The sequence below is a fragment of the Arthrobacter terrae genome (assembly GCF_015708085.1).
Taxonomy (GTDB): domain Bacteria; phylum Actinomycetota; class Actinomycetes; order Actinomycetales; family Micrococcaceae; genus Arthrobacter_M; species Arthrobacter_M terrae.
In genome coordinates, this window is record NZ_JADNYM010000019.1 from 37,913 (window position 1) to 48,902 (window position 10,990).

The 10,990-nt window shown below is 64.6% G+C and carries 10 protein-coding genes; 1 reads left to right on the top strand and 9 read right to left on the bottom strand.

The genetic code is table 11. The features are described from left to right. Position 1: 1 nt before the first annotated feature. From IV500_RS14640 to IV500_RS14665, 6 genes are all read right to left on the bottom strand, one after another. Complete coding sequence (locus IV500_RS14640) at positions 2-1,012, bottom strand: polyprenyl synthetase family protein (RefSeq protein WP_196397555.1); 1,011 nt, start codon at positions 1,010-1,012, stop codon at positions 2-4. After that, positions 1,009-2,373, bottom strand: coding sequence for a hydroxysqualene dehydroxylase HpnE (hpnE, locus tag IV500_RS14645; protein WP_196397556.1), 1,365 nt, complete (start codon positions 2,371-2,373; stop codon positions 1,009-1,011). Before hpnE ends, IV500_RS14640 begins: the two co-directional genes overlap by 4 nt. Continuing rightward, positions 2,370-3,302 carry a phytoene/squalene synthase family protein gene (locus IV500_RS14650; protein WP_196397557.1) on the bottom strand — a complete coding sequence of 311 codons (933 nt, stop codon included), beginning with the start codon at positions 3,300-3,302 and terminating at the stop codon, positions 2,370-2,372. The genes hpnE and IV500_RS14650 overlap by 4 nt, the downstream gene beginning before the upstream one ends. Further along, a complete protein-coding gene (gene hpnC, locus IV500_RS14655) occupies positions 3,299-4,168 on the bottom strand; it encodes a squalene synthase HpnC (protein ID WP_230855014.1) in 870 nt (289 codons plus the stop codon). Before hpnC ends, IV500_RS14650 begins: the two co-directional genes overlap by 4 nt. Before the next feature lie 21 nt (positions 4,169-4,189). Beyond that, complete coding sequence (gene dxs, locus IV500_RS14660) at positions 4,190-6,214, bottom strand: 1-deoxy-D-xylulose-5-phosphate synthase (RefSeq protein WP_196397558.1); 2,025 nt, start codon at positions 6,212-6,214, stop codon at positions 4,190-4,192. A 118-nt stretch (positions 6,215-6,332) separates the two neighbouring features. Then, positions 6,333-6,782 carry a MarR family winged helix-turn-helix transcriptional regulator gene (locus tag IV500_RS14665; RefSeq protein WP_196397559.1) on the bottom strand — a complete coding sequence of 150 codons (450 nt, stop codon included), beginning with the start codon at positions 6,780-6,782 and terminating at the stop codon, positions 6,333-6,335. A 302-nt stretch (positions 6,783-7,084) separates the two neighbouring features. Between IV500_RS14665 and IV500_RS22170 the strand changes: the two genes are divergently transcribed. Beyond that, complete coding sequence (locus IV500_RS22170; protein ID WP_196397560.1) at positions 7,085-8,986, top strand: plasmid pRiA4b ORF-3 family protein; 1,902 nt, start codon at positions 7,085-7,087, stop codon at positions 8,984-8,986. Positions 8,987-9,010: 24 nt separating this feature from the next. Here IV500_RS22170 and IV500_RS14675 read toward each other — a convergent pair whose 3' ends face one another. The 3 genes from IV500_RS14675 to narJ all read right to left on the bottom strand — a co-directional run bounded on the left by IV500_RS14675 (position 9,011) and on the right by narJ (position 10,966). Next, the gene (locus tag IV500_RS14675; RefSeq protein ID WP_196397561.1) at positions 9,011-9,475 is read right to left on the bottom strand and encodes a pyridoxamine 5'-phosphate oxidase family protein; all 465 of its coding nucleotides are present in this window, start codon (positions 9,473-9,475) and stop codon (positions 9,011-9,013) included. A 71-nt stretch (positions 9,476-9,546) separates the two neighbouring features. Then, positions 9,547-10,311: a respiratory nitrate reductase subunit gamma gene (gene narI / locus IV500_RS14680; protein WP_196397562.1), complete on the bottom strand. Its 765-nt coding sequence runs from the start codon at positions 10,309-10,311 to the stop codon at positions 9,547-9,549. Between the two features lies 1 nt (position 10,312). Next, the gene (gene narJ / locus IV500_RS14685) at positions 10,313-10,966 is read right to left on the bottom strand and encodes a nitrate reductase molybdenum cofactor assembly chaperone (protein ID WP_196397603.1); all 654 of its coding nucleotides are present in this window, start codon (positions 10,964-10,966) and stop codon (positions 10,313-10,315) included. Between the last annotated feature and the right edge of the window lie 24 nt (positions 10,967-10,990).

The following is a 10,990-nucleotide window of genomic DNA, read 5'->3' on the forward strand; positions in this document are numbered from 1 at the left end:
TTCAGTGATCCCGGTGATTGAGCTGATATGCCAGGGCGATGAATTCATGGGCGATCGGCGCCGGTATTGTCAGGGCCTCGATGGCCGCGAGTGCTTCCTGTAGCTCACGGTCGGCCCGCTGTTCGGTCCATTCTCTGCCGCCGGCCGTCTCGACCAGTTCCGCTGCCTCGCTTAACTCGGTTTCGCTAAGCTCGCCGGGACGGAAGTAAAGGGACTTCAAGCGCGTTCCGGCGTCGGTGTCTGATTGCAGTGCATACACCACAGGCACCGATTTTTTGCGCGAACGCAGGTCCGACAGGACTGGTTTACCGGTGCGTTCAGGATTTCCCCAGATCCCGAGAATGTCGTCGCTGAGCTGGAACGCCATGCCCAAATGTGTGCCGAAATCTGCCAGGCCCAACGCAAGTTCCGCTGGAGCGTCGGCCAGCACCGCTCCCAGCGAGGCACTGCAGGCCATCAACGCCCCGGTCTTGTCGTCTGCCATTTTCAGGCATTCGACCAGACTGACGTCCTCGCGCGTTTCGAAGTCGAGGTCCGCGGCCTGCCCGGCAATGAGCCGTCTGGTGCTGGCACCGACGCACCTTAACGCCCAGATGGCAGTGCTGGACGGCGCCTCGGCCAGCAGTTCGCTGGCCAGCGAACACAGCGCGTCCCCGGCGAGAATCGCAGCGGGAATGCCAAACTGCGCCCACGCAGTGGTCCGGTGCCGGCGCTCGGTGTCATGGTCCATCACATCGTCGTGCAGCAAGGAGAAATTGTGGATCAGTTCGCAGGCGAGGGCGGCCGGAACGCCAATCTCGTCGCCGGCACCTGCCGCCCGGGCGGAAAGCAGCGCCAAGGTGGGCCGGATCCCCTTCCCCATGCTCCCGGTCGGCACGCCGTCCGGGTCCCACAGACCCAGATGATAGCCACAGCAGTGGCGGGTATGCGGGTCCAGCCGGTCCAACGCCGACCGCAGCGGGACCTCAATGCGCCGCTGGCTGTCGGCCAGGCTGTCAATGGTCGTGCTCATACAATCACTTCCCTTAATGCGGATCGGACGGGACCGGATTGACTGAGGGCATCAGCGGCCGACAGGCCGCTGCGGACTGCGCCCTCCATGGTGTCCGGCCATCCGGTGGCGGTCCACGCGCCTGCCAAAACCAAGGCCGGCCACTTCGTGCCCGGTTGTGGACGGAAACGAGCGCTGCCGGCCCGTTGGCGAAACGTCGCCCGTGGTTCGCGGGTCACAAAAACATCAATAACCTTCGCGCTACGGGCCTTGGGAAGGACGCGGTTCAGGGCGGCAAGGTGGCTGCGGCTAATGTCCGCCCCCGGCAGGGCAATTTGTGCATCTGCGGCAGATAGCGAGGAAACCAGATACTGACCGCTATTAACCCCGGCCGCAGCGGTCCGGTCGAAGATCCAGCCGGTGGCAGGATCAAGGACTGCAGCGTACGGCAGATCCATAACCCTGCGGTCAAAGAGCACATGGACGTTGACAATGGGGGAATCGCCGAGCTGGTCCCAGCAGCCGGGCTCCGTTTTGGCGTCCGTAGGGACCAGGCGGGCCGCCGCCGCATGGGGAACCGCCATCACGACCGCATCCGCAGCCAGCTCACCGGAATCCGTGCGGACCACCAGTCCGTGACCGGCCGCGCTTCCAGCAACCGCCCGCACCCGTTCGCCGGTATGCAGCCGAACACCGCTTTGGGCAAAGGCGGTCCTTGCGGGGCCGTCGTGCAGCAGTGCCAGCGGCACGTCCGCAATTCCCATGTCACCGGCTCCGGCATGGTCCAGGAGTCCGGTTCGAAAAACCCGTGCTGCCAGGGCCAGGGACGCTTCGGACGGATCGATATTCAGTGCGGCGACCGTCAGCAGACCCCAGAGCCGGGATACGGCGCGGGGTCCCTGGCCGTGGCGGTGCAGCCATTCGCCGAACGTCGTGGCGTCGTTTGCCGGATTGTCCGGATCTACATTGCGCAGGGCAGCTGCGCAAAGAGCGGCGCGGAAACGCTCCGACGGTGACAGCGCGCGGTACCCGGCCAGAGCCGGCAGGAGGTGCAGCGGGGCGGGACCAAACATAGATCGCCGCAAACCGATATCCGACCGTCTCGGCACCAGGACCGGAATGTCCAGCCGTGGCTGGATAGTCACCAAATGGCCCACGCCCAAGCGGTCCAGCAATTCGCGGTACCGCAGGTAGCAGCGCAGGAAGACGTGCTGGCCGGTGTCAACGCTCAGGCCGCCGCGTGAAAATGAGTAGGTGGCACCGCCCAGCCGCGGGCGCGACTCCAGAAGCGTCACGTCACTGCCCCGATCGGCGAGCCGGAGGGCGGCGGTGATCCCGGCAAGACCGCCGCCAACAACCACTACCGTGCCAACCCGGTTCATGCCCGGCCCCTGACCAATGCGCGCGCCGCGACCTGCAACTTCCCGGCCGCGGACAAGGACAGCCGCTGGCTGCGGACCGGTTCAGGATCCGCGGCGATCCGGGCCAGGAGACGGCGGTAGATACCTGCCATCGCCGCGGTGCAGGCGGCGCTGCGGTGATCGAGCAGGGGCAATAATGCCAGACCTTCCCGGTACCAGGACTCGGCGCGATCGGCTTCAAACCTGATCAACGCCGCAAACCGTTCCGGGGGATCCACAAGGCATCCGTCGGCGTCGAGCTCCATCGTGCAGCCGAAGCGCTCCAGATCTTCGCCCGGAAGGTAGATCCGGCCATTGCGCCTGTCCTCGCACACGTCGCGGAGAATATTGGTCAGCTGCAGCGCAACCCCAAGGGTGTCCGCGAGCGGGTTTGCGCGCTGAAGTTTCGGCGGATTGTACACACCAACGGACATTCGGCCTACCGATCCGGCGACGCAGCGGCAGTACACGACCAGGTCCTCGAAGGTGCGGTACTGGACACCGTCGACGTCGGCCTGGCATCCGTCGATCAACTCCTCAAGTGCCTCCAACGGAATCGGCAGACGGCCGGCAGCGTCGGCGAGGGCCACGAGGACGGGATCCGCGCTGTCTATAACGCCATGCCGGTCCAGCACGCCGGCAGCGGCGCCACTCGCAGCGGCTGCGTGTGCCTCGGCGGTGATTCCGGCACGAATGCCACGCAGGCTCTCCCTGACCCTGCCCAGCTGGACGGTCTTCTGCCCGGCCGGCAGATCGCCGTCGCCAATATCGTCAATGCGTCTGGCGACTGCGTAGACGGCGGACAGCGCCCGGCGCTTGACGGGCGGCAACAAGCGGATCCCGTAGGAGAAGTTCCGGGCTTCGCGGCGCGTTATGTCCGCGCACACGGCGTACGCCGCCTCGACACTCATCCCGGCCACCGCACCGTTGCCACGGCCCAGGCCACAGCAATCTGCCGGGTCGAGGGCTTTCGCGCCTTCATGGGGTCGTGTCCACTGAGCCGCAGTGCATGGGCGGCCGCCCTGCCGCCGGCAATGTAACCGGAAACCGCCAGCCGGGACCAGCCGTGCAGCGTTGAGACCAGCGGTGCTCCGGCGTCGAGCCAGGCCAGCGCCCGGTCGGTTTCAAACGCGATAAGGGCCCGGACATCATCGGTGGCTTCACCGCTGCCCAGCAGAGGCTCGGCCACCTTGAACCGGCGCAGGTCCCGCTGCGGGACATAGACCCGGCCGGAGGCATAGTCCTCGCCAATATCCTGCCAGTGCTCCAGCAATTGCAGCGCCGTACAGATGCGGTTGGAAAAGGCAATGCATTCAACGCTCGCGCGGTCAAAAATATGCAGCACAATCTCGCCCACCGGATTCGCCGAAAGCCGGCAATATCCTTCCAGCTCGTCAAACGTCTCGTAGCGCACTACCCGTTGGTCGACAATGTTCGCCTCAATTAGACGCAGCATCGGCTCCATCGGCACGGTTGTGTCCGCTACCAGCGGCCTGAGCGCTGCCACCACCGGGTCCCCGGGAATACCTCCGGCGTAAAGGAGCCGGACCTCCGCCGCCACCTGCTCCAGCCGCGGAATGCGTGCTCCGGGCGCCTTATCGCCGAGATCATCAACGTAACGGGCGTAGTTATAGGCGGCGGTGAGATGGCGGCGGATATGCCTGGGTAACACCGCCAGTGCGACCGGGAAATTCTCGTTGCGCATGGCAGCACGGGCAGCGGCCGGTTCCATTGCCACCGATCGGTCCGCCGATTCCTGCCATCGCGGCTCGGTCATCGCATCCTCACCGGCTCTCACTTACCGGGTCCGCTGGCTACGCTGCAGGGGGCGGAGCGCAGGCGAGTTGCGCGTCCCACCGCCGGTGCCGCCCCCGTCACGTGCGGCTGCGCCAAGGCCGCGGCCGCTAAGACCGGAGCCGCTAACTCCGGAGCCGCTGCGTTCCGCCGCATCAAGTCCGGACATGCCAAGGCCAGCGCGGACGGGGCCGGAAGCGCCGGAATTAATCCCGCGCACGGCCGCCAGGACGGCACCGGTGATTCCGGCGGCGTCCAAACCGTAATGCGCGAGCAATTCGGCCCGGCTGCCGTGCGGCACATACTCGGTGGGTAGAGCCACGTTCGTGACCGGCACACTGGTCCCGGCCGCGGAAAGTGCATGGCGCACGTGGGAGCCGACGCCGCCGCTGCGGATTCCGTCCTCGACAGTCACTACCAGCAGATGGCGGTCGGCAAGATCCACAATGGACGGGTTGACGGGCAGCACCCAGCGCGGATCCACCACCGTGCATTCCACGCCGCCCTCCGCAAGTGTCCCCGCCGCGGCCAGGGCTGCCTGAGCTGTTGAACCGACGGCGACGATCAGTACCGTGGCTTGATCTGCTGTGCGCAGCACGTCCATGCCATCCCACTGCTGCACAGCACGGATCGGCGGCCCCAGAGCACTCTTGGGGTAACGCAGCGCCGTCGGTCCGTCCGCGTATCCGACGGCCTCATGCAGTTCTTCGGCAAGGGATTGGGCGTCCCGCGGGGCAGCGACGCGCATTCCCGGGATACTGGCCAGCATCGACAGATCCCAGATTCCGTGGTGGCTGGGGCCGTCCGGCCCGGTGATACCCGCCCGGTCCAGGCACAGAGTCACCGGCAGGCGATGCAGTCCTACATCGAGCAGCAGCTGATCGAACGCCCGGTTCGCGAAGGTTGCATAGAGGGCGACGACGGGATGCGCACCCCCCATCGCCAGCCCGGCGGCCGAGGTGATCGCATGCTGTTCGGCAATGCCGACGTCGAAGCACCTGTCCGGAAAGCGATCGGCGAATCGTTGCAGTCCGGTGGGGTCAAGCATCGCTGCACTGATGGCCACCAGCTCGGGGAATACCTCGCCGGCACTCAGCAGCCCATCGGCAAAAGCATCCGTCCAGGTCAAAACGGGCGTGTGGGTCGTGTGGGCGCTCCGGGGTGTGCGTCCGGTTGCAACATCAACAATGCCCACCGCATGCAGCTTGTCGACCGCATCGTTTTCCGCCGGAGCATAGCCACGGCCCTTGCTGGTCAGGCAGTGGACCACCACGGGCACCCGGCGGCCCCGCGCCTCGTTCAGGACGGATTCCACTGCCGCTATGTCGTGGCCATCCACCGGGCCCAGATAATCCAGCCCGAGCGCGGTGAAGATGGAGTCCACTCCTGCCGCTGCCGGCACGGCTGTCCCGCCAAGAAGTTCAACGACGGCCGCATACCCGCTGCGGTCCTGCAGACGTTTGAGGTGCCGGGCCAGCCCGCCGGCCGTCGGCGCGTAGGACCGTCCGTTGTCGTTGAGGACGACTATGACCGGGCGGGTGGAGACCCCCAGATTGTTCAGCGCTTCCCACGCCAGACCACCGGTGAGTGCGCCGTCACCCACAACCGCAACCACGGTCCGATCGCTGCCGGCATGTTCGAACGCCTTACTGAGTCCATCTGCATAGGACAATGCCGTGGACGCATGGGAATTTTCGATCACGTCGTGCACGGATTCCGCGCGGCTGGGGTACCCCGACAGGCCGCCGGCGGTGCGCAGAGACGGAAATCCCGCGCGACGTCCGGTGAGCAGCTTGTGGACATAAGCCTGGTGCCCGGTGTCGAAGACAATCGGCGTCAGCGGTGAATCGAATACCCGATGCAAGGCGATGGTCAGCTCAACGACACCAAGGTTCGGCCCCAGATGGCCGCCTGTGGAACAAACCGAGGCAATCAGGAACTGACGTATTTCCTCGCCGAGTTCGGACAGTTGTGCATTGTCAAATGAGCTTAAGTCCATCGGACCGCTCAGGTCGTTGAGAATACTCATGCTGATCCTCCGCACGTCACGAAAAGCAGCCTCTTGCTTAACTGCAGAATCGCTCGACCTGCCATAACTTCTATCGCGTTGCGAGCCTTCGTGGCATGAGCCTACCTGCTTGGCCGGACTATGTGTAGCCCTTTGTGGCTGCGCCAAGAAAATTGGCCGAGAGGTGCTGGAGGAACTCCTCGGATATCTGCAGCATCTCCGCTGCCCGCTCAAGCTCAGCCAGATGGACCCGGCTCAGATCAGCAAGGATCACGCGTGCCTTGTCGGTCAGGACCAGCCGCACCACCCGGTGATCATGAAGGTCGCGGCAGCGCTCCAGCAGTTTCATGGTCTCGGCGCGCCGGACCAGCCCGACCGCGCTGTGATGCCTGATCTGCAGCGCCGAAGCCACGTCTCCCACGCTTGCGGGAGGCACACCCGTACGGGCGCGGATCACCAGCAGCAACTGATGTTGTTGCGCTGTTAAGCCGGCCTTGGCGGCTTCTTGCTCGCTCCAGACCAGAAATTCCCGCAGTGCGCAGCGGAAGGTTAATAGTACGTTGTACTGCGCGTCGGTCAGATCCGACATAGGCTCATGCTACGCCCATGACGCCGTCTCCACGAGGTTCGGGCAAGTCCGGCAAATCGGCAGAAGGCGTGCCATCCCGGCGAGCCGTGGGCAGCACCGCGGGGCGCCACAGCGGGGCAGAACTGCAGGGCGCCACAGCGGGCACGATCGGCGGCAACGTGGTCCGGATCCAATGCAACGGTGAGCGGCATCCGTTGGGCATACCGGTCCTGGCAGCGCTCTGCCGCGCAATAAACTGGCATCCTGGCCGACTGGAACGTAGCGTCGTCGTAAGACCATTTCCGCGACCAGGCAGGGATACCGTGAGCAGGAACAGCAGAAACCGGCACAATGCCAAAGACACCACAAGCCGTAAGGCCAGCAAGGGTGCCGCCGGTTCGGCGTCGACCTCGATGAGTACGTTCCGCGCGGGCCGCGCCATTGATGCGCTCACGCCTGCATTTGTGCAGTGGTTCGACGACGGTTCAGCCGGCACCGCCACGGCGGCTTTGGAATGCCTGGCGGACATCAAGGAGGTCATAAGCCGATATATGGAAGGTACGGCCGCGGCGGAGGTGACGGCCTTCGAATCCATACCGTTGGCGGTAGCGATCACCGACGTTCTGGTGTCCACGGACGAGGAAGCGGATGCCGCGTTAATCGTGGACGCCATGGCCGCGTACATCAGTTTCCTCACCGAAACGGGCAGGTGGGCCGGGTCCGCTGAACAGCTGGCGCAGATCATGGACTTCTTCGAAACGGTTCAGGCGGACGACGACCTTGGCCGGATCGATATACCGGATCTGGCCGAGGATGAAGCCCTCGAGGTGTTCGCCGGCCTGCCGCTGATTCAGCGGACAACAGCACTGCTGAAGTGGATCGGTGCCGGCCGGCCGGTTACCGGCACCGGAGCTTTGCGCCTGATAGATCTTCACGAGGCGGCTGCCTGCGTCGGGATTTCAGTCCGCGGCGCCGTCAAGGGAGCACAGCCAGACGGAGCGGTTCCGACCGTCAGATCCATGCAGGATGTGCCGCTTCTGCCCCAGATCTGGGCTGCGCTGGAAGCTGCAGAGCTGATTGAAATCAAGGCAACGAAGGCGGTGCCGTCCAAGGACGCCGTCGGCTTCCTGTCCGGCACTTCGCCCGAGCGCCTTGCAGAATACAGCTACTTCAGCACCCGGTTCCTGGAGCAGACCGTGCTGGGCATGGACCCGGCTTTTCCCGACGTATCGGCAATTCTGAGCGGGTTGGAGGTGTCGATCCTGATCGCTGCGTCGACTCCTGAGCCTCCGCCGGTGGAACGCGTCCTGGCCCTGGCTGACCAGGCGCCGGAAGAGGAAAAAATGATGGCGGATATCATCGGCCGGATGACTGTGGGTCGGTTGGAGAGGCTCGCTGAGCTGGGCCTGTTGACCATCGATACACATTTCCGGGTGCCACCGGCATTAATCGGCTGTATTGTGGATGCCTTCGACGATGACGTGATTGATCGGCTGGAGCTTGGCGAAGCCGTTGACCACACGACGGCCCAGGAGCAGGGCCCCGCCAGAAAGGCACCCAAGGCTACCCCGGCGAAGAAGGCTACCCCGGCGCAGAAGGGTTCCCCGGCGCAGAAGGGTTCCCCGGCGCAGAAGGGTTCTGCTGCCGGCACCATCCTGCAGCTGAAGATCCAACTCAAAAATGCCAAACCGCCCATCTGGCGGCGCGTCCTGGTTCCGGCCAGCATGCCGCTGGATGAGTTGCATACCGTCATTCAGACCCTGTTCGGGTGGCTGGACTACCATCTGCACAACTTCCAGACCGGTGGTTTCCGCGGGCCCAGCTACGCGCCGGCGGATCCGGATGACGTGCTGGACTCCTTTGGCGAACCTTCCATCGACGAGTCCACGGTCAGGCTCGGCGAACTGCTTGCGGAGGTGGGCAGCAAAATGGTCTACACCTATGACTTCGGTGATGACTGGGAGCACACCATCGTCGTGGAAAAGATCCTGACGGTCGACGACGGCGGGCAGCTTCCGCGGTGCACCGGCGGCAGGGGCGCCGCGCCGGCGGAGGACAGCGGCGGAACCTTGGGCTGGACCAATATTGTGCAGGCCGTCAACGATCCCGAGCATGAGGAGCACGAAGAGTACCGGCAATGGCTGGGCCTGCAGCCGGGGGAGACTCTGGACCCCAAGGCCTTCGACGTGGAGCAGGCCAACGAGGACCTGGCCGATATCTTCTAAGCCAGTCTTCTCCCGGCCAGGCGGCTACTCTACGTCCGGCTCTCCACTGATGCTGCTCAAGCGACGGCCACGCGGCTGGACAGGGAAGCGGCGCCCGCTGATCTGGTCCGGAACAATACGGACGAAGTGGTTTTTTTCCCCGGCCTGCCAGGGAAAAATCGGCAACATGGCGGCGGCCGCGGCCTCATCTATGTCCCGCGGCTCCTCCGCCGTGCCCTTGATGACAGCGCTCCAGGCCCGGTTGGTGCTCCTGTCATAGCCGTCCACTTCAAAGGCCAGCGGGTGGCCGGAGCGCACCCCGTCCACCTTGGAACCCTCAGCACTGCGGAAAACCACCGTCCCGTGGTCCACCATGTAGGTCAGCGGAAAGATCTCCGGATGGTCGTCGATGATCACGGCCAGCCGGCCGATGTCAGCGCTGCGCAGGGCGTCCCAGCACTCGTGGATGGAGAGGTGCTCGATTCCGTTAACTTCGTCGTTGGCGTCCATAGGGCCATCCTAGGCTGGTCGGGGCCACTATGGGCCAGCCGGTACTCCTTAGCGCTCCGTCGGCTGCCCTTTCACCGGTTCCGGGTGTCGCGATCGCGGGTACCGACTGCGGACCAGCCGCGGCGCACCGGTTCGGCAGCAGACCTGCCTGCGATCCGGCCCTTGTCCCGGCTCCGGTAAACGATGTAGGGCCGGAACAGGTAATGCAGCGGCGCCGTGAAGGCGTGCACCAGCCGGGTGAAGGGCCAGATGGTGAACAGCAGCATGCCCACCAGCGTGTGCAAATGGAAGGAGAACGGGGCGATGGCCATCGACGTAATGTCCGGCTGGAAGATGAACAGGGAACGGAACCAGGGGGAGACGGTTTCGCGGTAGTTGTGACCTTCCCCGCCCAGGAAGACGCTCGCCAGTGTGGTCCAGAGGCCGAACACGATGGCACCGGTCAGCACCACGTACATCATCTTGTCGTTGCGGGTCGTCGCCATGAACACCGGACCCGTCACCCGCCGTCGGTAAATCAGCAAAATGATGCCGCCCAGCGTGCCGATACCGGCGATGCCGCCCACGAAGAGCGCATTGAAGTGGTAGAAGTCCTGGCTCATGCCCACCGCCTGGGTCCAGGACATCGGTATCACCAGACCGAATAGGTGTCCGGCGATGACGGCCAGCAGGCCGAAGTGGAAGACCGGTGAGCCGATGCGCAGCAGCCTGGATTCATACAACTGCGACGACCTGGTGGTCCAGCCGAACTGGTCGTACTTGTACCGCCAGATGAGTCCGCCAACCAGTATGACCATCATGACGTACGGCAGCACACCCCACAGCAGGATGTCCATCTCAGCTCCTTGCCAGCGGCAGCAGCCGCGGATCGTAGGGTTCCAGTCCCACCGATTCGGTAGGCGGGCCGTAGCCGGCCATTTTCATGACCGCTTGTTGGTCCGCCGGGGATTTCCCGGGCAGGGTGTCACAGATGGCGCGCAGAATGAGGCTGTGGGGCAGTTTGTCATCGAGCAGGCCGAGCCGGAGCATTTCCAGGCTGGGCCGGTACTGGATCAGCAGTTCCCGGCCGGCATCCAGATCGACGCGCGCGGCGAATTCCAGCACCATGGGAAGGTAGTCCGGCAGTTCGCCATGGGTATCCACCAGGAAGTTGCTGCGCCGATAGACCTGCTTAAAGATGCCCAAAACCTCGCCGCGGCGCCGGGTGTCACCGTCGGTCCAATAGGACAGATGAAGAGCGTGCCGCTTGCCGAGGTCGAATTCCTGCACGTACCGGGCCTGCACCTCCATCGGTGGAACGGAACTCAGCTGCGCCAGGACGGGCGCAAAGTCCTCGGCCGCGTCCGGGTGCTCCGCCAGCACCGACCTGATCAGCGGCAGCCGCTCCAGGACGTCCTGGTCCGGGTACGAAAGGCACCAGGCAGCGGCCAGATAAACCGCCCTGTCACGGCTCGCAGCTTCACGAACCGCCGTTGCTTTTTTAGCACCCATTTTTTTGCCGGCCGGCTTGCTCCT

What these genes read in the sequence shown, in the direction of transcription:
- IV500_RS14640 (WP_196397555.1), bottom strand. Translation starts at nt 1,012, where the DNA reads ATGAGCACGACCATTGACAGCCTGGCCGACAGCCAGCGGCGCATTGAG.
- hpnE (WP_196397556.1), bottom strand. Translation starts at nt 2,373, where the DNA reads ATGAACCGGGTTGGCACGGTAGTGGTTGTTGGCGGCGGTCTTGCCGGG.
- IV500_RS14650 (WP_196397557.1), bottom strand. Translation starts at nt 3,302, where the DNA reads ATGAGTGTCGAGGCGGCGTACGCCGTGTGCGCGGACATAACGCGCCGC.
- hpnC (WP_230855014.1), bottom strand. Translation starts at nt 4,168, where the DNA reads ATGACCGAGCCGCGATGGCAGGAATCGGCGGACCGATCGGTGGCAATG.
- dxs (WP_196397558.1), bottom strand. Translation starts at nt 6,214, where the DNA reads ATGAGTATTCTCAACGACCTGAGCGGTCCGATGGACTTAAGCTCATTT.
- IV500_RS14665 (WP_196397559.1), bottom strand. Translation starts at nt 6,782, where the DNA reads ATGTCGGATCTGACCGACGCGCAGTACAACGTACTATTAACCTTCCGC.
- IV500_RS14675 (WP_196397561.1), bottom strand. Translation starts at nt 9,475, where the DNA reads ATGGACGCCAACGACGAAGTTAACGGAATCGAGCACCTCTCCATCCAC.
- narI (WP_196397562.1), bottom strand. Translation starts at nt 10,311, where the DNA reads ATGGACATCCTGCTGTGGGGTGTGCTGCCGTACGTCATGATGGTCATA.
- narJ (WP_196397603.1), bottom strand. Translation starts at nt 10,966, where the DNA reads ATGGGTGCTAAAAAAGCAACGGCGGTTCGTGAAGCTGCGAGCCGTGAC.